Below are 17,176 nucleotides of genomic sequence, written 5' to 3'. Positions count from 1 at the left end.
GACGTGGAGAACCCGCATCCGCCGATCGCTCGGTACCTGCGCGAACGCCGCGAATCGGCGGGACTGACCCGGGCGGCGCTCAGCGCCGTCGCCGGCATCTCGCCCGCGCTCATCCAGAAGATCGAACAGGGCACCCGGCCGCCGACGCTCGAGGCGCTGACCGCGCTGTTCGACGCGCTCACCGTCCCGGACGTGATGCGCGATCACCTGATCTCGCTGGCGATCGCCGCGCGCTACGAGTCCGTGCCGCTGCCGCTGGTTCGACCGACCGACCTGGTCCTGCTCGACGGGATCACCCATCCGGCCAGCCTGCAGATGCACCCGACGTTCGACGTGGTAGCCACCAACGCCGCGTGGCGGCAGTGGTTCCCCGGCCTGGAGGCGGGCGCCTCGATGCTGGAGTGGATGCTGCTCGACCCGCGCGCCAGGACCGCGCTCGTCGACTGGGACACCCAGACGCACCTGTGCGTGTACGGGTTCCGGCTGATGGGGCCGGGCCTGGCCCCGCAGCAGCGGATCGATGAGATCGTCGAGACCTGCGCGCAGGCGCCCGAGTGGACGAAGTTCTGGACCAGCGACCCGGCCGGGGCGCACAGCCTCGACGGGCCGCGCATGTATCTGCGCGATCCGGCGACCGGCGCGACGATCGCGATGACCGTGCATTCGCTCGGCTCGTCGCTGGTGCCGCGCCGGGACTGGTCGCTGGTGGTCTACGCGCCGATCCCGGCGGACTGAGCCCTCAGTCGGCCTTGCGGATCGGGATGAGCGCGGTCAGCACGATCGCGACCGCCGCGCCCGCCATCGCGATGAAGAAGGCGGTGTGGAAACCCTCGCGCGAGGGCAGCACGTGCGGGCCGAGCTGCATGGTCATGTGCGCGAGCACCACGCTCATCACGGCCGCGGAGGTGGAGGTGCCGATCGAGCGCATGAGCGAGTTCAGGCCGTTGGCCGCGGCGGTCTCGCTGATCGGCACCGCGCCCATGATCAGCGCGGGCATGGCGGCGTAGGCCAGGCCGACACCACCGGCGACGATCACCGCCGACAGCACGATCTGCCAGACGCTGTCCATCATCACCACCGCGCACAGGTAGCCGATGCCGATCACCGCCGAGCCGAGGGCCAGCGTCAGCTTGGGGCCCTTCTTCGCCGACAGCCGCGCCGAGACCGGCGAGAGCAGCATCATGACCAGACCGGTCGGCGCCATCGCCAGACCGGCGACCACCATCGACAGGCCGAAGCCGTAGCCGGTCGCCTCGGGCGCCATCAGCAACTGCGGGAAGGTCAGCGACATGCCGTAGAGCGCGAAACCGACCGCGATCGAGGCCAGGTTGGTGAACAGCACCCGCGGTCGCGCCGAGACCCGCAGGTCGACCAGCGGCGCGGACTGACGCAGTTCGTAGACACCCCAGAGCAGGAAGCTCGCCAGCGAGACGGCGAACAGGATCAGGATGGAGGCGCTGGCCCAGCCCCAGTCGGCGCCCTTGGTGATGCCGATCAGCAGCGTCAGCAGCGCGATCGACAGGCCCACCGCACCGCCGAAGTCGAACCGCGACGGCGTGCGCACCGGCGATTCCGGCACGAAGACGAACACCAGCACCGCGCACACCGCGCCGAGTCCGGCGGCGGTCCAGAACAGCACGTGCCAGTTCGCGTTCTGCGCGATCACGGCCGCGAACGGCAGGCCGATCGCGCCGCCGACGCCGAGGGTCGCGCTCATCACGGCCATCGCGCCGCCGACCTTCTCGGCGGGCAGTTCGTCGCGCATGATGCTGATCCCCAGCGGGATCGCGCCCACCGCGGCGCCCTGCAGCGAGCGGCCGACGATCTCGGGCAGCAGCGAGGAGAAGCTCGCGCAGATCACCGAGCCGACGATCATGAAGCCGAGATTGACGACGAGCACCAGCCGCTTGCCGAACATGTCGCCGAGCTTGCCCGAGATGGGCGTGGAGACCGCGCCGGCCAGCAGCGTGGCGGTGACCACCCAGGAGGCGTTGGACGCCGAGGTGTTCAGCAGGCCGGGCAGCGACGGGATGATCGGGATGACGAGCGTCTGCATGAGCGAGACGACGACGCCGACAGTACTGAGCACAGCGATGAGCACGGCCGGCGTGACGCCGCGGGTTTCGGGAGAGGCCGGCGTGACGTCGGCCGCGGTAACAGACACATTATGCACCGTACACAGCATGTGTATAGTACACAATTTTGATTCGCGGTGATCCACGCGACATAGTTGGCATATGTCCGATTCCGGCCCCGCCGACGACACCCCGTTCACCCGCCTGGTGTTCGAGCTGAACCTGATCTCGCGCCACTTCCCCACCACGACGCGGCGCAGGCCCGGGTTCGCGCTGGACCGCTCCGCGTTCCTCATCCTCACCCGCCTGGACCTGGGCGAACCGCTGAGCCTGCGCGAACTGTCGGAAGCGTTCCAGCTGGACATCTCCACCATCAACCGCCAGGTCGGCGCGATGTTGAAGCAGAACCTGGTGGAGCGGGTGCCCGATCCGGACGGCGGCGTCGCCAGGAAGGTGCGCGCGACCGCCGAGGGCAAGGCCGCGCTGGCCGCCGATCAGAAGCACCGGGCCGCGGGCATCGGCGTCGTCGTCGCCGACTGGGATCCCGACGACGTGGCCGAATTGAGCAGGCTCATGCAGAAGTTCAACCACTCGGTCGAACGGATCGAGGAAAACCCGTGGCCCAGACCTCCGCGCGCGCACGACTGAGCGCGCTAAGCTCCGCCGCGTGGTCACTCAACGGTCTGCCCGCCCGAGCTGGCTCGCCTGGGACAACTACTTCGTCGGCGTCGGCGGCTTGGTCCTCGGCCTGTGCTTCGGCACCTGCGCCGCGCTGATCGCCGGCCCCGGCCGCAATCTCGCGGCCGTCGTCCTGGTCGTCCTCGCCGCGATCTGCGTGCTGCCCGCGCTGCTGCGCGCCGTCGCCGAACTCAGCGTCTGGGTCCGGCTCGCCGTGCTCGTCATCGGCTTCGCGCTGCTGCTACCCGCGATCGCGCTCAGCCCCGACGTGCGGGACTGGGCGGCGGAACGCTGGGAACGGGCCTGGAAGTAACCGCCCTACAGCTGATTACGCGGGACGGCGAGCAGCATCTGGATCGCCTTCTGGATGAACTGCGCCGACTGCCAGGTCAGGTAGGCGCCGGCGGCGCCCGCGGCACCCGCGCTCGAGGACCCGGAGGCCGAGCCCGAGGCCAGATCCGCTGACCCGGTGGCCGATCCGGTCGCCGAGCCCGAGCCCGGCAGCGCCGACGCGGGCGCGGCGGCACCGAGCAGCCCGATCGTCATCGCGACGCCGACCACCGCGGCGCGCACTGCGTACTTGGACGTTTCACGACCGGACACCATCAGCTGAATCCCACTCTCCGAAAAGCACTGCGAACATGCAGTATTCACGCCGAATGCGCCCGCCAAACCCGATTCGCGTGGATTGCCCACTTCGCGCGGTTCTCGGCGTGCATTTTTCGGCGATACGGCCCGACCCGTGTTCATTCTCCGCCGGGTCGGGCACCGGTGACAGACCACGGATCTCGGGGCAGCCCCGGCACCGTGGTCCGGCCGTCAGTGGGTCGCGGCCCGGCGTTCCCGCGCCGCCTCCTCGAATCGCTCCGCCCGCTCACGCACGACGTCGGCCGCGTGCGCACCCCGGGTCAGGGCGACATCGAGCAGGTGCGCGCCGCGCTCCTTGGCGGCTTCGGCCAGCACCGGCCCCCGCTCCCTGGCCACCTCGGCCAGCTGCGTTCCCCGTTCCTTCGCGGCTTCGGCCAGCACCGGCCCCCGGTCCTTGGCGACCTCGGCCAGCTGCGCGCCGCGCTCCTTGGCGACCTCGGCCAGCACCGGGCCGCGCTCCTTGGCGACCTCGGCGAGCTGCACGCCGCGCTCGCGCGCCGCCTCCGCGATCTGCGGGCCCCGATCGCGGGCGATCTCGGCCAGCTGCGCGCCCTGCTCGTTGGCGACCTCGGCGAGGTGCGCGCCGCGCACCTTGGCCGCGCCGACGAGGGCCGCGCTCTCCGCCGCCACCCGCGATTCCCGGCGCGACAGCGCCTGCCTGGCCCGCCAGCCCAGTGACGGCTTGCCCGCGGTATCGGACGCAGCGATCAGCAATCCACCGAGCAGCCCCAGATCCTTGAGGAACCCCGCCAGCTTGGCCGCGCGGCGATCCGGGTCCGGCTCGGCCCAGAAGTCCTGTTCGGTGACGGTGCCGGGGACCACGGTCGCGGCCAGCACCAAGGCGGCCGGTCGCGGCGCGCGGCCGCTGGCCAGCAGCACACCACCCGCGATCTGGGCCACGGCGTTGACCTTGACCAGGCGGCCCGGGTCGTCGGGTATCCGCGCGGCCAGCGAATCGGGCAGCGTCGCCCTGCTCTGGTCGGCGAGTGCGGTCGCCGCGGCGGCACGCGGTTTCGGGTGCATCAACGCGTTGACACCACCGGCGACGAATGTGGTCGCCAACAGAGTGCGGGCAACACGGCGGACTGGCTTCATCGGCATCGTCTGATCCCTTCGTCTACGACTGGGGAGAACGGCTCCTCCCCATTCGACTACCCGGGACCCCACACCACAAACGATCCACACAACGATCCGGTCACACCCGCCCGCTACCGTCGACGCCGTGTCCGACACCACCGTCCGCACGGCCTACGCCGCGATCCACGAGCTCTACATCGACCTGTTCGGCAGCCCCGACGACCTGCATCCCGACGACGCCGACCTGGTCCTGCGCCGGCTCGCCGACGTGCCCGGTCCGATCCTCGATCTGGGGTGCGGCCCCGGCCACTTCACCCAGCTCCTGCACGCCGCCGGCGTCACCGTCACCGGCGTCGACCTGGTCCCCGAATTCATCGCCCACGCCCGCTCGCACTACCCCGACGTGGCGTTCCGCGTCGGCTCCCTGCGCGCGATCGACGTGCCCACCGCCTCGGTGGGCGGCATCCTCGCGTGGTTCTCCCTGATCCACTTCACGCCGGCCGAGTTGCCCGCCGTCCTGGCGGAATTCGCCCGGGTGCTGAGGCCCGGCGGCCGGCTGGTGCTCGGCTTCTTCGACAGCGCCGAACAGGTCGAGATGTTCCCGCACAAGGTGACCGCGGCCTATCGCTGGCCGGTCGACGAGCTGGCCGAGGTGCTTCGCGCGGCCGGCTTCACCGAACTCGAACGGCGGCAGCGTCCGGCCGAGGGTGACATCCGCCCGGTGGCCGCCCTCGCCTGCTCACGCGCTCATCGGTAGTTCGGGTGGGGCAGGCAGTCGCACCGAGGTCGCCCGCACCACGCGGAACTGCCCCGGTGTCATGCCGGTCTCGTGCTGGAAGACCCGGTAGAACTGCCGCGTCGAGGAGAACCCGCTGGCCTCGGCGATCCTGGCCACCGACCGCGCCCGGTCGCGCAACAGCAGCTGACGGGCATGGCGGACCCGCATCCGGCGCAGCATGGCGGCCGGACTGGTGCCCAGCAGGGTCTCGAAGGCGCGGTGCAGGGTGCGCCGGGAGACCAGGCACCCGCGCGCGATGCCGTCGACGGTCAGCCGCGGATCGGTGAAGTGCCTGCGCAGGAACACCAGCAGCTGTCCACGCGAGAGCGCCCGCGCCTGTGTGACGACCGTCCGGCGCGCCGAGGCGGCGACGATCGAACGCACCAGGTCCAGACCGCCCGCCGCCAGCGGCCCGGCCTGCTCGGGCCGCGGCAGCGCCGCGACACCCGCGAAGAACCGGGCGATCACCTCGCCCGCGCCCGCGGCCGGGACGTGCAGCGGCAGCGCCGCCCAGAACGCCGGACTGGCGGCGAACACCTCGACCGGCAGCCGCAGCACGACCTGGGCCCAGTCGCCGTGCATCGCCCACCGGAACGACTCGCTCGCCCGGTAGACGACGAGATCGCCGGGGCCGAACGCGATCCTGCGCCCGGATTGCTGGATCTCCCCGGTCCCGTCGAGCTGAATGCTCACCAGCAGCTCGTCGCCCCGCGCGGCCGACTCGCGCCGCAGCAGCGTCTGGCGTCCCGCCCGCAGGATCGTCAGCTCGAAGCCGGTGAATCGATGTGATTCGATCCGCCCCGGCGTGCGCGGCTCCGTGCCGTATTCCACCCGAACCGGGGCGAGAGCCTGCGATACCCGGCGCACCCAGTCCTCATCAGCGCCCATCTCAGATTCCCCCTGACCCGACACATTTCGCGTCCTGAACGGATTTTCGAAGATTTCTTCCTCGAGATCACCTCTGCGCCAAAGGTTTTCAGACGAAGGTGACGCACACCAACCGAGCGGCCGGAATGCCTTCTCCGGGGATAGTAAAATCTTCAACGAATAGCCCACCGACATCACTGTTCGCGGTGCGGACAAATAGCCTCGGCGCACCCGATGTGATCGACATCAACCCGGTAATATCCGCGCCATGGCGGACGAGCGTTCCCGCTCGGCGAACGAGAGCGACAACGAACTGACGCCACGGGAGCGACTGGCTTGGCGTATCTACCTCGCCGGAAAGTCCGATCTCGACGAGGTCGTCAACCGCCAATTGGAACAGGGCTACAACCTGAGCTTTCCCGAATTCCGGATTCTGCTCGCCCTGCACCGCGCACCCCATCGCGCCCTGCGCATGAGCGTGCTCGCCGACCGCGTCCACGTCTCCCGTGGCCAGCTCACCCACCTGGTCCGTGCCCTGGAGTCCCGCGACCTGGTGCTGCGGCGGCCCGACCCGCACGACCGCCGTGGCGTCGTCGCCCACCTCACCCCCGCGGGCACCCGCACCGTGGCCGCCGCCCTGCCCGGCCACGAGAAAATAGTCCGCGACCACTTCGTCGAACCCGTCACCGACACCGCGCTCGATACCGTCGCCGACGCCTTCGGACGTATCGTCCGAAATACGAAGGAATTGCCGTCAGGGACCGGAAAGAGCTCCGAAAAGGCCCGCCCGGAACCCACTGATTCGAATAATTGAATAGAAAGTCGGCCGAGTTCCGTTAGTGCGCGGCAGCGCCGATGACGCCGCGCACGACGCTTTCCAGCGCCTCGGCGGTCCGGTCGAGCGGCCGGATATCGCGCTGCGCCCGGCACAGGGCGACAGCGCCCTCGAGCGCGGCGACGATCAAGGTGGCGGTCCGCTCGGCGGCGTCCTCGGTCGCCCCGTGCGCGCGCAGCGATTCGGCGAGCAGGACCGTCCAGTGTCCGAACGCCTCGGCGGCGGCGCGGCGTGGCTCGTCGTCCTCGTCGGGCTGATCCTCCACCGACACCGCCAGCACCGGGCAGCCCGCCTGGAAATCACTGTCCACCAAGATCTTTCGCCACATGGCGACAAACGCGCGCAGACCGGACACCGGACCGGCCGACAACTCGGCGGTCAGTTTGCGCACGGTCAGCGCGTCGGCCAGGCGCACCGCCTCGGCGGCCAGTTGCGATTTCCCGCCGGGGAAATAGTGATAGGTCGAGCCCAGCGGCGCACCGGAATGCTTGGCCAGCTCGCGCACGCTCGTCGCGTTCAACCCGCGCCGCCGCAGCATGTCGGCGGCACCGGCCACCAGTCGATCGCGCGCGTCCGACTGCGCCATCCCGCACCTCCTTGCCCATAACGACCGTCATAGCGTACCGTCCATGATTTATAACAGTCGTTATAACGGAGGTGTTCCCATGCCGATGATCCAGCTCACGCTGCCCGCGGGCGTCCTGACCGGTGAGGCCCGGCAGCGGTTGCAGAAGACGCTCGCCGCCACCCTGCTCAGCTGGGAGGGCGCTCCCGACACGGCGTTCTTCCGGGCCCAGGCCTGGTGCCTGATCACCGAGGTCCCTGCCGGCGCCTTCGGCACCGCCGAAGACGAGTTGCCCCGCTTCCGGGTCGACGCCACCGTCCCGGAGGGCGCGCTGTCGGACCGCCGCAAAGCCGGTCTGGTCGAGCAGGTGACCGCCGATGTCCTCGCCGCCGCCGCTCTCACCGAGGCCGACGCGCTCCGAGTCTGGGTCCTCATCCACGAACAGCCCGAGGGCACCTGGGGCGCGGCGGGCAACATCATCCGCTTCGCCGAGCTGAAAGCGCTCGCGGCCCAGGCTCGCGGCTGATGCGCGAACTGCACCTGGTCCGTGCTCATCACCTCGCCTGGCGCGAACGACCCGACCCGGTCCTGCGGGGGCCACGCGACGCGCTCGTCCGTCCGTTCGTCGCCGCCAGGTGCGACGGCGACACCATGCCGATCCACCGGCACGTCTCCCGGGCCATGCAGCTCGGCCTGCGTGCCGGATTCATCGACCCGGTGGTCGCGAGCATCTGCGGTGACGTGCCGTTCCGTGGTCCGTTCGGCATCGGCCACGAGTGCGTCGCGGAAGTCGTCGAGGTGGGCCCCGAGGTCACCGGCCTGGCCCCCGGTGACGTCGTGGTCGTGCCGTGGGCGGTGTCGTGCGGGGCATGCCCGGAATGCGCGCGCGGGCTGACCGCCAAGTGCGCGACGACCCGCACCGGCACGCTGGCCGCGTTCGGTTTCGGACCGGCCAGCGGACCGTGGGGCGGCATGGTCGCCGATCTGCTGCGCGTCCCGTTCGCCGACCACATGCTCGTGCGCGTGCCCAGCGGGATCGACCCACTGCGCGTCGCCGCCGCCAGTGACAATCTCACCGATGCTTGGCGCTGTGTCGTCGGCCCGCTCGCCGAGCGCCCCGGCGGTTCCGTGCTCGTTCTGGCCGGCGCCGCGCAGAGCATCGGCCTCTACGCGGCCGGGCTGGCGGTCGCGCACGGCGCCGAGGTCGTCGACTACGTCGATCACCGCCCGGAACGCCTGGCGATCGCCGAAAAGCTCGGCGCCCGCGCGCATCCGATCGCCACGGGCAAGCTCCGCCGTACCGACCTTCCCGCCCGGCACTACGACATCGCCGTCGAGGCCACCTCCACCGCCGCCGGCGTGGACGCGGCCCTGCGCGCCCTCCGGCCGGGCGGAATCTGCACCCCGGTCGGCTACTACCTCGCACCAGGCACGAAGGTGCCGCTGATGCACATGTACGCCAACGACGCGACGCTGAAAATCGGTGTGTCCCATGTCCGTCCGCATCTGCCGGACCTGCTCGACTTCATCGCCGGTACCGAGTTCCCCGCCGAGACCGTCACGACCCTGCTGGCGGACTGGGACGACGCGCCCGAGGCCTACCGAGCCCACACCACCAAGCTCGTCCTGCACCGGCCGCCGCTGGGGCCGGCCGCGTAGCCGGGCGCGGAGGTCAGGCCGCCAGAGCCAGGCTCTCGACATCGAGGCGGTCGGCGCTCGCCCGGGCGACCAGCCGCGCGACGGCCTCGGCGACCCGCGCGGGCTGCTCGAGGATCACCGAGTGGCCGGCGCCGTCGATCAGGACGAAATCCGCGAAGTCGACGGCGGCGGCCATGGCGACCGAATGCGACGGCGGCGTCATCAGGTCGGCCGAGCCGCACAGCACCAGGGTGGGGATCTGCGACAGCACGGGCAGCGCGTCAGTGCGGTCGAACGCCTTGAAGGCGCTCAGGAAGGTCGCCATCGTGACGATCGACGTGGCGTTGTGCATCGCCTCGGCCAGCGCCAGCACCCGCGCGCTGACCGTGCGATCACCGAACTCGGCGGCCCGCACGACCGGCGCGAAAACCTTGCATGCCAGCACCTTCACCTGCTGCATCAGCCGCGGCGCGCGCCGGACGGCGGCCTGGAAGACGGCGATGATCGGGTTGCGCAGCAGCCGCCCGAAGCCCGCGTCGGCGAGCCCGTTCGCGGCGGTCGCGACCAGCCCGACGCCGACGATGCGGGTGCCGATCTCCGCGCGGTACAGGTCGGCGTAGGTCAACACGGTCATGCCGCCCATCGAATGGCCGACCAGCACGACCGGCCCGGTCGGCGCGACGGCGTCGAGCACCTCGTGCAAGTCGCGGCCGAGCTGTTCGAGGGTGTAGGTCTGGCGCGGCGCCGTCGCCGAGTCGCCGTGGCCGCGATGGTCGTAGCAGACGACCCGCGCGCCGGGATGATCGCGCAGCAGGGTGTCGCGCACATCGGTCCACGACTCGGTGCGCAGGCAGTGCCCGTGGATGAGGACCACGGTGAGCTCGGCGTAGCGGCTGCCGTATTCGCGAACCGCGAGCTCGACTCCGTCACCGGTCGTGACCGTGACCCGACGCTCCGAGTGGGCGGTGATGCTGATCGACATCGGAACCTCCGGATCGCTGACGGTGACAGGTTCAACTCTGCGCCGAATCCGTCCCCGTCATCAGGTCCCCGAGTGCTGGCGCCGAACCCCCGAGGGTGCACAGAACCCCACCTTGGTGCACCGGGGCTACCGCGGCGCGGCCCGCCGCTTCGGACGCATGCCGTCGACTTGGCCACCCGAACGCACCCACCTCTTCGTCGCCGATCACTACGCCGACCCGCTGGCCCCAGCCTCCTCACCCGTGCCGCCCTCGACCCCGACAGCGCAGGCGCCTACGTCATCGGCGGCCTACGCCACGGCATCGCCCAGCAACTCCGCTCGACACCCCCACCGACCAGCACCTGGCAACCGACCGCCTCTGGCACCTGACCGCCGCTACCCTCGGAATCACCAGGAGCCAGGGGGCACATGACAAACGACCGGACAGCCGCGACCGCACTACGACAGCGATCACGAACCTTCCGAATCGCCACGGGCATAACGCAAGTAGTCCTCGGCATCGGCGCCGGCTATCTGATCAACTGGGCAACCCTGCTCGGCACTCTGAACCTCCTGATCGCCGCCGAGTGGGAACTCCCCTGGCTGCTCGACATCTGGTTCGTCCCCCTCGCGGTGACCTCCGGCCTCGTAGCCACCCTCTGGTTCACCCGCCCGACGGTCAGGCCAGCCCTGATCGCGGCAGCGACGAGTTCCCTGCTGACCACAGCGACGTTCGTCTGGATCTTCGCGACGTGGTAGCAACACGCACGCCTCCTTCCGGTCCTGCCTTACTCTCACCCTTGTTCAATATTTCAACATGTTCAACTAAAGTGAACACTATGGAAGACCGAACGAGTGAACGCGACATCGAGCACCTGGTGACCCAGGCGATGTCGGCGGTTTCGATCGAGTTCGAGCTGCAGCACTGGACATCGGAGAACACAGCGATCGTCGCGGTTAGCCGCAACGGCTTCGACACCCAGTACCGGATGGCATGGCTACCACACGCCACTCTGTCAGAACTCTCGAAGCTCGAGCAGCACGACGAATCGCACCGGCTCCTGGTCGCAGGACCACTGATCAGCAGCAGAACAGCGGAGGCACTCCGCGACGCGCGCATCGACTACATCGACGACGCGGGGAACGCTCATCTGACCTTCGGCCCGATCCTGATCGACATCCGCGGACGCCGCGGCACCACTTCCGAGAAGCGTCGGTCACTCCCGGCAGCCAACCTGTTCAGCGTCCGGAGGATGCAGGTCCTGTTCGCGTTGCTGACATGGCCAGACCTGGCGAGCAAACCGGTGCGCATGATCGCCGACACCGCCGGGACATCCGTCGGGATCACGCAATCGACGCTGGAGATCATGAAGGAGTCCGACTATGTCATCGGGAGATCGCTCCATCGGCGCGATGAGCTCATCGATCTCTGGTCTGCGGCGTATCGAGGCACCTTGATGCCGAAGATCCGCGAGGCCTCCTTTACCGGGGATATCGCGCACTGGACGCCGCCGCCGGGCCATCTCGTCAGTGGCGAATCCGCGATCGAATCGATCCGGCAGCCAGAGACGCTGACCATCTATGTCAAGAACTTCGACCCGATCGTTGCCATCCAGAACGGATGGCGGAAATCCGACAATCCCACCATCGAGATCCGACGAAAGTTCTGGACCGAGCCCCCGTGGTCCACCGCACCCGACCGGTACGGCACCTTCACCGAATCGTCAGCCCCACCACTGATGGTGTACGCAGACCTCCTGGCCTCGAGAGAACCACGGCTGTCCGAAGTAGCGAGCGCCCTGAGGAGGGACCGGCTTGTTTGACCTCCAGCGCATCACCACGCAGTCGCTGGACCTGGTCAGCAGGGTGGTCGACGCATTGGTGACGAACTCGGGTGCGGACGACGCATCGATCATGGTCATCGGCGCACACTGTCGCGACTTGCTGCACGCATCGTTCGGACGCGCCGATCTACTCCGTGCAACCAGTGACGTCGATATCGGTATCGCCGTCGATGGCGATGCCCGGTATCGACAGATAGTTTCGTCCTTCCCCCGGTCGGGCACTACCGAAATCCGCCACACGATCGCGGGTGTTTCGGTCGACGTGGTGCCGTTCGGTGACATCGAAGACCCGGCCGGAACCACCGTCCTGTCCAGCCGACGGGATTCTCTCGACGTCTTCGGCTTTCGAGAGGTTTTCGGGTGCTCGCAGGAAGTTCTCCTGCCGAGCGGGAACCGCGTTCGGATTCCCACACCCGCCGGATACACCGCGCTCAAGTTGAAAGCTTGGTGTGACCGATCCAGCCACGGCGAATACAAAGACGCCGGCGATATCGCGATTGCCTGTGGCTGGTATCAGGAGGACGGCGAAGTCCATGCATCGCTGTACGCACAGCGCACCGATCTCCTTCTGAGGGCTGACCTCGACCTCGATGTCGCGACGTTGCTCCTGCTCGGCGAGGAGGTGTCCGATGTTCTCGGAAGCAGCCGAGTGGAAGAGCTGTCCGCAGCCTGGCGGCAGAGCAATCCGGAACTACTCGTGGAGTACTTCGCGCGTCAGCGGTCGAGAACGCGCCCTGACCACGCGGCGGCGCATCGAGCGATCGAGGGACTTACGGCGTTCCTGTCATCGTGAATCCGCGGGACCGATCAGCGGACCACCTGGCCGGAACGCCCGGCGCCACGTTCGCAACAACCAATGCGCCCGGGGATCCTTCAATTCACCCCAGGCGCAACGACTTACACGTTGAAGCGGAACTCGACGGCGTTCCGTAGTAGAATAACGTGTGGCTTTCGATTCCGTCCGTGCCGTCATCTACCTGCGTGTGAGCCTCGATCAGACCGGCGAGGGACTCGCGGTCGAGCGCCAGCGAGAAGACTGCGAGAAGATCGCTCGCGACCGCGGCTGGAACGTGGTCGAGGTCTACACCGACAACAGCGTATCCGCGTTCAGCAAGGCCAAGAAGCGCCCGGCCTACGACCGGATGGTGGAAGACTTCAAGTCCGGCCACTTCGACGCGCTGATCACGTGGGATCTCGACCGTCTCACCCGGCAGCCCCGTCAGCTCGAGGACTGGATTGATGCGGCGGAGAGCCGTGGACTGCGGATGGTGACCGCCAACGGCGAGGCCGATCTGCAGACCGACGGTGGTCGGATGTACGCCCGGATCAAGGCGGCTGTCGCCCGTGCCGAGATGGAACGAAAGGGCGCCCGGCAAAGTCGTGCCCAGCAGCAGCGAGCGAGCAAAGGCCGACCGCCTCGCGGAATCCGCGCCACGGGGTACACCCTGGACGGCGAGGTGATCGAGCACGAGGCCATCGCGGTCCGCGAGGTCTACGAAGCCTTCGCGGCCGGTACTTCACTAAAAGCTCTCGCGGCCGCTCTCTCGGGAGCCGAACAGATCGTGCGCGAAGCGGGAGACCGGACTCACCTTCAGATCCTCCCGCCCTCTGTGCCAACACTCCCGACACGATCCGGTCGACCGTGGAACCCGACCTCGGTGCTCGGAATCCTCCGCAATCCGCGCTACGCCGGGTGGAGCATGTTCGAGGGTGAAATCGTCCGCGACGCCGCAGGCGCACCCGTTCGGGGCGAGTGGCCGGCAATTGTGCCGGACGGGCTGTGGCTCGCAGTCCAGCAGCGCCTCGACGATCCCGAACGCGCGTCGAACCGGAAAGGAACTGAGCGCCGACACCTCGGCTCCGGTCTGTACCTCTGCGGCGTGGACGGCTGCGACAGACCTGTGCGCGCACACGGCACGCGGTACCGATGCGCAGGCCACGTGATGAGGTCGCGCGAACAAATCGACAAGTTCGTCGAAGGATTCGTACATCGTCGGCTACGGCAATCAGACCTCTCCGGCTTGCTCGTACCCGAGCACAACGAGACTGCCGCTCGGTTGGCCCAGCAGCAGCAGGAGCTGCGCGATCGAATCCACCGCGCCAGGGCCGATTACAAAGCTGAACTAATCGACGGGGCTCTGTACGCGGAGATCCGCGACGAAGCGAACGCAACACTCGCCGAACTCGATACGAAACAGGCGAACCTCGCTGCGGGGCCGTCGGCAGCAGCGATCCTGCTGGCACCGTCCCCGGTTGACGCGTTCGACAACGCCGACCTTGCCGCACAGCGCTCGATCATCGATCTGCTGTGCACCGTGCGACTACTTCCCCATCCTCGTGGACGGAAGACGTTCGATCCTCAGACCGTGATAATCACACCTCGATAGCCATGTGCAGCGCAGTCAGATTCACATGCTGAACAGCGCTTTTATCTCGGTGTCGACGGCGGTTCTTTGGCGGCCAATTCGCGGCGTCTCTGACCCGAAGCGGAGCCAGCCATGAAGGCCGCGCGGAAACTTGGCCACGGCATGGCTGGCTCGGTCATGCCTTGACGGTGCCGGCCCCCGTCACCCTAGAGCACCGGTTTCCGGTCGGATCGAAAGCAGCTGTCGCTGCGGTCGATTCGAATCTGAACGCACACTTCGTCGCGTTCCTGCGCTGGCTCGTGCACGACACCGATGAACTCCCGACTCGGCCGGCGGAACCAACCTCATGAGATGGCACAACTAGCGGTGCTGTTTCGTCAGGTTGGTGTCTCTGGCCGTGCCGGCGGCTCATCGGCGTCGTGAGCGTTCAAGCCCTTGCCGCGCTACTCTTCCTCGATCACCTGCAGCTGCAGGACCTGGGCAGCATCGCGAAGCGCTTCCCGGCCCTCCTGGTCTGCCTTCTCCTGCCGGAGTGGGTTGAAGGGTAGCCGCCCACCGTGTTCGTCACGGACTGCGTCGTAGAGCCGAAGGACTTCGTCCTCCGGATTTTCCGCGAGCAGTTCGTCGAGCTTCGCCCCTAGTTCCGCCGAGCGCTCGTCGCTGATACTGAACCCGAACCGCTTTGCCAACTGGTACCCGCCGGTTGTAGCGACACCGCTCCATTCCAGCGATACCAGCGGCTCGGCGGAGGCAAAGTCGGCGCGAGCTCGAAGAAACAGCTTCGTGGCCAGATTCTGTCGCCGTCGTGATGGAGTGGTGTACATCGCACGATCTCTCATCCGATGCAGATCGTTGGGGAACTGGATCACGGCAAACACCGCCAAGGCGTTGCCCTGGTCGTCCACGGCCACCCATGCCTGCCTCTGCAGCCCGCGTTCAGGCTGAAGGGTGCATCTCAGGATCCCGCCACCAGCGCCCGCTCCGCTCATCCGTCAAGTATCAGCGAGGTCCGCCACGGCGATCGGAAGCTCGCGGTCGCCTGCGCGTTTCGAACCGTCTTGTGGAACCGACCTCATGAGACATCACACCTAGGCGTGCACGACGGCCCAGCTGCTCCCACGGGACGAAGTCGGGGGCGATCAGGGCGTCGGGCCCCGACAGCAGCTATGTCGGCCTGCCCCAACCGGCTATGGCAGGAGTACGACGTGGTCAGACGATCCGCGGACCGACCGGCCACGCTGTAGAGCACCGTGTGCGTCCACATCCCCGGCAGCGGCGCGCGCCTCAGGGTCGACATCGCGGGCGTGCCCGTCGTCCCACCAGACGAACTGTTCGCCGACTAGGCCGTTTCCCTACTCGGCGAGTACATTCCCGGGAATGTGGGCAACCGTTCTGTCTGCCATAGCGATTCTTGTGGCGGCCGCGAACTTCTTCTACACCCAGTGGAAGACTGACCGGCGCGAGATCGAGCAATGGCGGCGCGAGGAGCTACTGAAGCTGACCAGCTCACTTGTCGAGCTCTCGTACGCGCGGCACGTCGACCTCGGGAACGAGTACGAGCGCCGGACCATGTGGGGCGCCGGCTCGGGCGCCCGGACGTCGTCATTCGAACAGACCCGTCGAATGCAGTTGATCGTCGTGCAGATCGGAATCCTCAACGACTCAGTGGCCGAGGCTGCGGGAAAACTGGTCGAGCTGCACATCACGAAAGAACGCGATCGCCAGTACACCGAGAACCCGGTCGACGACATTGGGCAACTGATGGTCGATGAAAGCGCCCTGCTGGGCGGCCACGCCGCCCTGGTGAAGTCCTTCCGCGAACTCACCGAGGGTCGGCGGCGATGGTGGATGCTGTGGAAGAGTCGGCGTCCCGCATTGCCCCGGGGCCGATTCGATCCTCCCTGAACATGAGTGCCCCTGATCTCGGCGGATAACCAGCGGCGGTGACGAAGTTGTCCTACGCGTGGATGCAGGCCACCCTCAGCGGCCTCATGCCGCAGCTGCGGCACTGTTCACCGCCGGCGGACGGGGACGTCGGCCGCGCACGGCCCCGCGGCGACTCAGCCGCAGCGGTGACGCAACTCCCATCCCGGGTTCCGGGCCGAACTGATGCTTGGTGGCCTCCAGGACCATCCGCGCGGCCTCGCGGCGAGCGGGGTCCTTGGCAAGCACCGCGACCAGGCGCGCAGGCCCTTCATCGATGATCCACTTCCACACTCCGCCAATGAATGCCACCAGCACCGTGGTGGTGGTGATTCCGATCAGCACAACCGGCTCCTCTCCGACTCATGATCAGGTGAGGGAACCGCGAGCAGGGGGTGCAGACTGCTTCAGTCCAACAAAACCCCAGGTAGAAGCAAGGCGGGCCCGCTACGGCTACCGGCCCGACTGGTAGACCGGGGCGACGGTCTCCTCGATACGGTCCAACAACCGCGCAAGGATGACCGCGGGCTTCTCACCGGCGGTGTAGCCGACCCAATCGAGCGCGACGATCCGCATCACCGTGTCGACGTCGGCCGGAGCTGGCGGCGGACTGATCGCGACGTTCACATGCGCGCGAACGTCCCCACCGCGGTTGAGGGCCTCGACGACGACTAGTACCAGCCGCTGCTGCAGCGCCGACATCAGATGCTCATCCGCCACGACGTGGTCAGGATTCATGGAAGGTCTCGCCCGGGTCCGGCATCAGCTCGGACAGTCGCAGCGAGAACGGGTATCGGCCCGGAGCATCCAGCGTGGACTCGATCAGGGCCCGGCCCTCGGTGATCTCCAGCACCCGGAACTGAGATGTCCCGGCGGGCCGGATCCGCACTAAGTCGCCTACCTCCATACCGTGGAGAATAC

General features: G+C 68.1%; 22 protein-coding genes and 1 pseudogene. 13 read left to right on the top strand and 10 right to left on the bottom strand.

Going from position 1 to position 17,176, the window contains the following annotated elements:
- The first annotated feature begins 3 nt into the window (after positions 1–3).
- Positions 4–735: a helix-turn-helix domain-containing protein gene (locus tag ACIO52_RS04730; RefSeq protein WP_218719859.1), complete on the top strand. Its 732-nt coding sequence runs from the start codon at positions 4–6 to the stop codon at positions 733–735.
- Positions 736–739: 4 nt separating this feature from the next.
- Here the strand turns inward: ACIO52_RS04730 and ACIO52_RS04725 are convergent, their stop codons facing one another.
- Entirely contained in the window at positions 740–2,185 is a 1,446-nt protein-coding gene (locus ACIO52_RS04725; protein WP_374104889.1) for an MFS transporter, read from the bottom strand.
- A gap of 52 nt (positions 2,186–2,237) precedes the next feature.
- Here ACIO52_RS04725 and ACIO52_RS04720 point away from each other — a divergent pair, with 52 nt between their 5' ends.
- Both ACIO52_RS04720 and ACIO52_RS04715 read left to right on the top strand, forming a co-directional pair.
- On the top strand, positions 2,238–2,723 hold the full coding sequence (locus tag ACIO52_RS04720) for a MarR family winged helix-turn-helix transcriptional regulator (protein ID WP_218719858.1): 486 nt from the start codon (positions 2,238–2,240) through the stop codon (positions 2,721–2,723).
- 19 nt (positions 2,724–2,742) lie between these two features.
- A complete protein-coding gene (locus ACIO52_RS04715; protein WP_218719857.1) occupies positions 2,743–3,066 on the top strand; it encodes a hypothetical protein in 324 nt (107 codons plus the stop codon).
- A 5-nt stretch (positions 3,067–3,071) separates the two neighbouring features.
- Here the strand turns inward: ACIO52_RS04715 and ACIO52_RS04710 are convergent, their stop codons facing one another.
- Together ACIO52_RS04710 and ACIO52_RS04705 are read right to left on the bottom strand one after the other, a co-directional pair.
- Positions 3,072–3,359, bottom strand: a complete 288-nt coding sequence (locus ACIO52_RS04710) for a hypothetical protein (protein ID WP_316575969.1) — start codon at positions 3,357–3,359, stop codon at positions 3,072–3,074.
- Positions 3,360–3,572: 213 nt separating this feature from the next.
- Positions 3,573–4,502: a DoxX family protein gene (locus ACIO52_RS04705; protein ID WP_218719855.1), complete on the bottom strand. Its 930-nt coding sequence runs from the start codon at positions 4,500–4,502 to the stop codon at positions 3,573–3,575.
- 121 nt (positions 4,503–4,623) lie between these two features.
- Here ACIO52_RS04705 and ACIO52_RS04700 point away from each other — a divergent pair, with 121 nt between their 5' ends.
- A complete protein-coding gene (locus ACIO52_RS04700; RefSeq protein WP_402641716.1) occupies positions 4,624–5,235 on the top strand; it encodes a class I SAM-dependent methyltransferase in 612 nt (203 codons plus the stop codon).
- Here the strand turns inward: ACIO52_RS04700 and ACIO52_RS04695 are convergent.
- Entirely contained in the window at positions 5,218–6,144 is a 927-nt protein-coding gene (locus ACIO52_RS04695; RefSeq protein WP_402641713.1) for an AraC family transcriptional regulator, read from the bottom strand. The two genes, ACIO52_RS04700 and ACIO52_RS04695, sit on opposite strands and share 18 nt — an antisense overlap.
- A gap of 247 nt (positions 6,145–6,391) precedes the next feature.
- On the opposite strand from ACIO52_RS04695, the gene ACIO52_RS04690 reads away from it, so the two are divergent.
- The gene (locus ACIO52_RS04690; RefSeq protein WP_402641710.1) at positions 6,392–6,937 is read left to right on the top strand and encodes a MarR family winged helix-turn-helix transcriptional regulator; all 546 of its coding nucleotides are present in this window, start codon (positions 6,392–6,394) and stop codon (positions 6,935–6,937) included.
- 22 nt (positions 6,938–6,959) lie between these two features.
- On the opposite strand, the gene ACIO52_RS04685 is transcribed toward ACIO52_RS04690, so the two are convergent.
- Positions 6,960–7,544, bottom strand: coding sequence for a TetR/AcrR family transcriptional regulator (locus ACIO52_RS04685; RefSeq protein ID WP_402641707.1), 585 nt, complete (start codon positions 7,542–7,544; stop codon positions 6,960–6,962).
- Between the two features lie 79 nt (positions 7,545–7,623).
- On the opposite strand from ACIO52_RS04685, the gene ACIO52_RS04680 reads away from it, so the two are divergent.
- Together ACIO52_RS04680 and ACIO52_RS04675 are read left to right on the top strand one after the other, a co-directional pair.
- Entirely contained in the window at positions 7,624–8,049 is a 426-nt protein-coding gene (locus ACIO52_RS04680; protein ID WP_342802156.1) for a tautomerase family protein, read from the top strand.
- Positions 8,049–9,182, top strand: a complete 1,134-nt coding sequence (locus ACIO52_RS04675) for a zinc-binding dehydrogenase (protein WP_402641704.1) — start codon at positions 8,049–8,051, stop codon at positions 9,180–9,182. The genes ACIO52_RS04680 and ACIO52_RS04675 overlap by 1 nt, the downstream gene beginning before the upstream one ends.
- A 13-nt stretch (positions 9,183–9,195) precedes the next feature.
- Here ACIO52_RS04675 and ACIO52_RS04670 read toward each other — a convergent pair whose 3' ends face one another.
- A complete protein-coding gene (locus ACIO52_RS04670) occupies positions 9,196–10,143 on the bottom strand; it encodes an alpha/beta fold hydrolase (RefSeq protein ID WP_402641700.1) in 948 nt (315 codons plus the stop codon).
- Between the two features lie 178 nt (positions 10,144–10,321).
- Here ACIO52_RS04670 and ACIO52_RS04665 point away from each other — a divergent pair.
- The 5 genes and pseudogenes from ACIO52_RS04665 to ACIO52_RS04645 form a co-directional block, all read left to right on the top strand.
- Positions 10,322–10,532, top strand: a pseudogene (locus ACIO52_RS04665) (TetR/AcrR family transcriptional regulator); the annotation flags it as partial.
- A 19-nt stretch (positions 10,533–10,551) separates the two neighbouring features.
- Complete coding sequence (locus ACIO52_RS04660) at positions 10,552–10,881, top strand: hypothetical protein (protein ID WP_402642193.1); 330 nt, start codon at positions 10,552–10,554, stop codon at positions 10,879–10,881.
- 80 nt (positions 10,882–10,961) lie between these two features.
- Complete coding sequence (locus ACIO52_RS04655) at positions 10,962–11,945, top strand: type IV toxin-antitoxin system AbiEi family antitoxin (protein ID WP_402642161.1); 984 nt, start codon at positions 10,962–10,964, stop codon at positions 11,943–11,945.
- A complete protein-coding gene (locus tag ACIO52_RS04650; RefSeq protein ID WP_402641697.1) occupies positions 11,938–12,759 on the top strand; it encodes a hypothetical protein in 822 nt (273 codons plus the stop codon). Before ACIO52_RS04655 ends, ACIO52_RS04650 begins: the two co-directional genes overlap by 8 nt.
- A gap of 151 nt (positions 12,760–12,910) precedes the next feature.
- Positions 12,911–14,353, top strand: coding sequence for a recombinase family protein (locus ACIO52_RS04645; RefSeq protein WP_402641694.1), 1,443 nt, complete (start codon positions 12,911–12,913; stop codon positions 14,351–14,353).
- A 422-nt stretch (positions 14,354–14,775) separates the two neighbouring features.
- On the opposite strand, the gene ACIO52_RS04640 is transcribed toward ACIO52_RS04645, so the two are convergent.
- Positions 14,776–15,243 carry a hypothetical protein gene (locus ACIO52_RS04640; protein WP_402641693.1) on the bottom strand — a complete coding sequence of 156 codons (468 nt, stop codon included), beginning with the start codon at positions 15,241–15,243 and terminating at the stop codon, positions 14,776–14,778.
- Between the two features lie 466 nt (positions 15,244–15,709).
- Here ACIO52_RS04640 and ACIO52_RS04635 point away from each other — a divergent pair, with 466 nt between their 5' ends.
- Complete coding sequence (locus ACIO52_RS04635) at positions 15,710–16,237, top strand: hypothetical protein (RefSeq protein ID WP_402641690.1); 528 nt, start codon at positions 15,710–15,712, stop codon at positions 16,235–16,237.
- 84 nt (positions 16,238–16,321) lie between these two features.
- On the opposite strand, the gene ACIO52_RS04630 is transcribed toward ACIO52_RS04635, so the two are convergent.
- The 3 genes from ACIO52_RS04630 to ACIO52_RS04620 all read right to left on the bottom strand — a co-directional run bounded on the left by ACIO52_RS04630 (position 16,322) and on the right by ACIO52_RS04620 (position 17,162).
- Positions 16,322–16,600, bottom strand: coding sequence for a hypothetical protein (locus ACIO52_RS04630; RefSeq protein ID WP_402641687.1), 279 nt, complete (start codon positions 16,598–16,600; stop codon positions 16,322–16,324).
- 108 nt (positions 16,601–16,708) lie between these two features.
- Positions 16,709–16,957, bottom strand: a complete 249-nt coding sequence (locus tag ACIO52_RS04625; protein ID WP_402641684.1) for a hypothetical protein — start codon at positions 16,955–16,957, stop codon at positions 16,709–16,711.
- A gap of 25 nt (positions 16,958–16,982) precedes the next feature.
- Positions 16,983–17,162: a hypothetical protein gene (locus ACIO52_RS04620; protein WP_402641681.1), complete on the bottom strand. Its 180-nt coding sequence runs from the start codon at positions 17,160–17,162 to the stop codon at positions 16,983–16,985.
- Between the last annotated feature and the right edge of the window lie 14 nt (positions 17,163–17,176).

This window comes from Nocardia sp. NPDC087230 (assembly GCF_044744725.1).
GTDB lineage: Bacteria > Actinomycetota > Actinomycetes > Mycobacteriales > Mycobacteriaceae > Nocardia > Nocardia canadensis.
This window is presented reverse-complemented; position numbering and strand designations above follow the sequence as displayed.

Coding starts and splice junctions, on each gene's coding strand:
- ACIO52_RS04725 (WP_374104889.1), bottom strand. CDS start 2,185: ATGCTGTGTACGGTGCATAATGTGTCTGTTACCGCGGCCGACGTCACG.
- ACIO52_RS04720 (WP_218719858.1), top strand. CDS start 2,238: ATGTCCGATTCCGGCCCCGCCGACGACACCCCGTTCACCCGCCTGGTG.
- ACIO52_RS04710 (WP_316575969.1), bottom strand. CDS start 3,359: ATGGTGTCCGGTCGTGAAACGTCCAAGTACGCAGTGCGCGCCGCGGTG.
- ACIO52_RS04705 (WP_218719855.1), bottom strand. CDS start 4,502: ATGCCGATGAAGCCAGTCCGCCGTGTTGCCCGCACTCTGTTGGCGACC.
- ACIO52_RS04695 (WP_402641713.1), bottom strand. CDS start 6,144: ATGGGCGCTGATGAGGACTGGGTGCGCCGGGTATCGCAGGCTCTCGCC.
- ACIO52_RS04690 (WP_402641710.1), top strand. CDS start 6,392: ATGGCGGACGAGCGTTCCCGCTCGGCGAACGAGAGCGACAACGAACTG.
- ACIO52_RS04685 (WP_402641707.1), bottom strand. CDS start 7,544: ATGGCGCAGTCGGACGCGCGCGATCGACTGGTGGCCGGTGCCGCCGAC.
- ACIO52_RS04680 (WP_342802156.1), top strand. CDS start 7,624: ATGCCGATGATCCAGCTCACGCTGCCCGCGGGCGTCCTGACCGGTGAG.
- ACIO52_RS04675 (WP_402641704.1), top strand. CDS start 8,049: ATGCGCGAACTGCACCTGGTCCGTGCTCATCACCTCGCCTGGCGCGAA.
- ACIO52_RS04670 (WP_402641700.1), bottom strand. CDS start 10,143: ATGTCGATCAGCATCACCGCCCACTCGGAGCGTCGGGTCACGGTCACG.
- ACIO52_RS04660 (WP_402642193.1), top strand. CDS start 10,552: ATGACAAACGACCGGACAGCCGCGACCGCACTACGACAGCGATCACGA.
- ACIO52_RS04655 (WP_402642161.1), top strand. CDS start 10,962: ATGGAAGACCGAACGAGTGAACGCGACATCGAGCACCTGGTGACCCAG.
- ACIO52_RS04635 (WP_402641690.1), top strand. CDS start 15,710: ATGTGGGCAACCGTTCTGTCTGCCATAGCGATTCTTGTGGCGGCCGCG.
- ACIO52_RS04625 (WP_402641684.1), bottom strand. CDS start 16,957: ATGTCGGCGCTGCAGCAGCGGCTGGTACTAGTCGTCGTCGAGGCCCTC.
- ACIO52_RS04620 (WP_402641681.1), bottom strand. CDS start 17,162: ATGGAGGTAGGCGACTTAGTGCGGATCCGGCCCGCCGGGACATCTCAG.